The organism is Gardnerella sp. 30-4 (assembly GCF_001641215.1).
In the GTDB taxonomy this organism is placed as follows: Bacteria; Actinomycetota; Actinomycetes; order Actinomycetales; family Bifidobacteriaceae; genus Bifidobacterium; species Bifidobacterium leopoldii.
This window is the reverse complement of record NZ_LXJL01000032.1, coordinates 13,274-16,030: the sequence shown is the minus strand read 5'-3', so window position 1 is coordinate 16,030 and position 2,757 is coordinate 13,274. Positions and strand designations below refer to the sequence as shown.

The 2,757-nt window shown below is 41.3% G+C and carries 2 protein-coding genes; both read right to left on the bottom strand.

Annotation, left to right across the window (positions count from 1 at the left end; genetic code table 11):
* Positions 1 to 9: 9 nt before the first annotated feature.
* Complete coding sequence (ahpF, locus tag A5294_RS02810; protein ID WP_082851873.1) at positions 10 to 1,737, bottom strand: alkyl hydroperoxide reductase subunit F; 1,728 nt, start codon at positions 1,735 to 1,737, stop codon at positions 10 to 12.
* Positions 1,738 to 1,998: 261 nt separating this feature from the next.
* On the bottom strand, positions 1,999 to 2,757 hold a 759-nt coding region (locus tag A5294_RS02805; RefSeq protein WP_064340412.1), incomplete at its 5' end, for an HAD hydrolase family protein.

Genomic DNA, 2,757 nt, shown 5'->3' with positions numbered 1-2,757 from the left:
TTTTATAAATTATTTATTTTGCGGGTTGCGGATAAGATAGTCAAATGCAGATAACGCAGCATTGGCTCCAGAACCATACGCTGTAACGATCTGCTTATACGGTTCGTCTGAACAATCTCCAGCAGCAAAAACACCCGGAGTATCAGTGCATCCAGCGCGATTCGTAATAATTTCTCCTCGATTATTAAGAGAAATATTATTTGCAAGCCAACGAGTATTCGGAGCTAAACCAATTTGCACAAAAACCCCATCGGTTTCAACAATATGTTCTTCGTTTTCATCATTGTCTGCTTTATTGCGATCTATGTAACGTATTGCAGTAACTTTACTACCACTACCTTCAATACTGCTTACTGCAGCACTTGTAATAACTTCAGTGTTAGGTAATTTATGCAAAGCATTAAGCAATACTTGATCCGCTTTAAGCACATCCATGAACTCAATCACAGTAACGTGTTTTGCAACTCCTGCTAAATCAATAGCAGCTTCAACACCAGAATTTCCACCGCCAACAACGACAACATTCTTATCTTTGAAAAGTGGACCGTCGCAATGAGGACAGAATGATACGCCTCTATTCCTATACTCATCTTCTCCAGGAACGCCCAACGTACGCCAAGTCGCGCCAGTTGCAATAATCACTGCACGCGCTTTCAAAGATCCGCCAGAACGCGCATGAATAGTATGTAACCCATATGGTTCCTTAGATAAATCGAGCGAGTCTGCCCAATCAGGAGTAAATACGTCAATATCGTATTGAGAAATATGCTTAGTTAAATCTGCTGCTAGTTGAGAACCAGTCGTATGAGTTTGTGAAATATGATTTTCAATACTTTCAGTTTCTACAACCTGGCCGCCACGATGATCCATAATCATAGCCGTACGCAAGCCCTTGCGAGCAGTGTAAATTGCGGCAGCAGAAGCAGCAGGACCGCCGCCAATAATAACAATATCGTATGGATTTTGCGAATTCATTTTTTCTGCGAGCGCAACATTTGCCGAAGAAACGCTATTACCATTATTGCCATCCTCATCCTGCTCAACAGATTTTTCTTGTGATGCAAGCACAGATACAAGTTCGTCAATTCCTGCTCGTCCGGAGGAAATAAGTTTGCCATTTTCAAAAACTGCTGGCACGCTCATTACACCAAGTTTATCTACTTCTTCGCGGAAAGCGCTACCTTCAACTACAGTATGCTGAACTTTAGGGTTAATAATAGAAATGGTATTAAGCGATTGCACAACTTCTGGGCAATTCAGGCAAGTTACCGACATGTATGTTGTCACATTGTGTGAACCAAGCTTTAGTATTGCATCGCGTTGCTCATCACTAATTTTTGGCGCATAGCCACTTACTTGTAGAAGTGCTAGTACTAAAGAGCTGAATTCGTGCCCTAAAGGCAATCCCGCAAAACTAATCGATACAGTGGATTCTCCATTTACTGGATTATCTAGTTTTCTACGCAATTCAAAGCTTGGCTTACGCTTTACATTGCTAATTTTMTTATTATTTASCGTATCCCAAATATCTTTTACCATATGTTCAGGGTTATTTACGCCAACAAGCTGTAAATTATGCTGCGCATCTTCGCCTACACCCAGCAAGATAGTTCCACCATTCGTATTAGCAAAAGCACAATACGTTTCCCACATACTTCTCGGCGTACCGTTTGAAGCCGCTTTCGCTTCTAATTGATTACTCTCTCTTAGTGAAGATAGTGAATTTATATTGAACATTGCAGTCTCGCTTCGTAAGTTAGGTTTGTTGCAATATCGTTTTTTAGTTAAGTTTGTATTTATATTTGCATTTAAAATCGGACATTTTAAAGCTTAAAAATATTTTTTGCGTCCGATTTTACATCCTTTTCGTCCGATTCTACTTGTTTTGCGTCCAAAAAACAAGAAAACGTCCGTAAATTTTGCAAACGCGTCCGTATTTTGTAGAACGCGTCCGATTTACTGCTATTTGCGTCCGATTATGATGATTACAATAAACCGCTAGAGCAATTCGTTTTGAAGCCAGTTGGCAACGCCGTCGTCATTGTTGGAAGCGCAAATCTCGTCCGCAATCGCAAGCAAACGCGGATTACTATTCGACACCGCTACCCCATAACCACCGGCACGGAACATGTCGATGTCAATAACATCGTCGCCAAAAACAACTGTGCGGCTAGGCTTCACGCCCAAACGATTGCAAATAACGTTCAGCGCATGCCCCTTATTTGCAAGAGGATTCGTAAGCATCCACAAAACGTCTTCGCTAATATGCAAAGAAAAATCGTCCGGAAGAATGCGCTGAAGCTGCTCTTTCTCGCTATCTCGCGGAACAATAATTATTTTGTCTGCAGTTCCGCGCGGCACATTTGAAAAGTCGGTAATAACAAAATCCTGTTTGCTCCAAAGCATACGAACGTCAAAATTAGTGTAACGAACATCATTCATCACAACGCCAAGACGTAATGTAGGGATTTTATCAAGCAAGCGCAAACACACATCGCAAGCATGCTTAGAATCAAAACCAAAACGTAATAACGTGCTTATTTCGCGCTGAGAAGTAAGCTCCGAAATCGTGCTATTAGCACAATCAAAATCGATGAGCGCACCATTGAGATACGCACAAACTTGAGCATTTAAATCGTGAATAAAATCAAAAGCACTTCCGACAGGACGAGCCGTAATAATCGCAAGAGGAATTCCGTTTTCGCGCAAACACTTAGCTGCTTTCACAGTTTCGTTGCTTAAAAAGCGCCCTTCAAA